The sequence below is a fragment of the Luteimonas huabeiensis HB2 genome (assembly GCF_000559025.1).
GTDB classification, from domain to species: Bacteria; Pseudomonadota; Gammaproteobacteria; order Xanthomonadales; family Xanthomonadaceae; genus Luteimonas; species Luteimonas huabeiensis.
In genome coordinates this window covers 1-590 of record NZ_JAAN01000077.1, presented here as the reverse complement: position 1 = coordinate 590, position 590 = coordinate 1, and the positions used below count along the sequence as shown (strand labels likewise).

The 590-nt window shown below is 63.2% G+C and carries 1 pseudogene; it reads right to left on the bottom strand.

Annotated features, from left to right (window positions below):
* Positions 1-590: pseudogene (locus tag Z164_RS0119535) on the bottom strand (copper oxidase); the annotation flags it as partial.

Sequence of the window (590 nt, the reverse complement as noted above, 5' to 3'; positions counted from 1 at the left end):
TGACGGCGAGCGTGCCGCTGATGTAGCCGGTACGGCCACTGTCCTGGGCAAAGATGGTGAACGCATCCTGCCCGGTCGGTTCGACAATGACGTCGAAGGTCTCGGCGGTGGCGATGCGGAATTCGTCGACCGTGACCGGATGCACGTACTGGCCATCGGCTGCGACCACGGTCATCTTCAGGCCCGGGATGCGCACGTCGAAGTAGGTCATCGCGGACCCGTTGATGAAGCGCAGGCGTACCTTCTCGCCGGACCGGAACAGTCCGGTCCAGTTGCCGAGCGAGGTCGTGCCGTTCAACAGGTAGGTGTAGGTGTTGCCGTTGACGTCCGACAGGTCGGTCGGTGTCATCCGCATCTGGCCCCACATCTTGCGATCTTCGACCGTGGCGGCCAGGCCGTGCTGTTTCACGTCGGCGAAGAAGTCGCCCACGGTCTGCTTGGAGAAGTTGTCGAAATCCGACCGCTTCTTGAGCCGGGCGAACAGACGCTGCGGATCCAGGTCGGTCCAGTCGCTGAGCATGACCACGTAATCGCGGTCATAGGCGAAGGGCTCGGGCTCGAGTGGCTCGATCACCAGCGGCCCGTAGAGG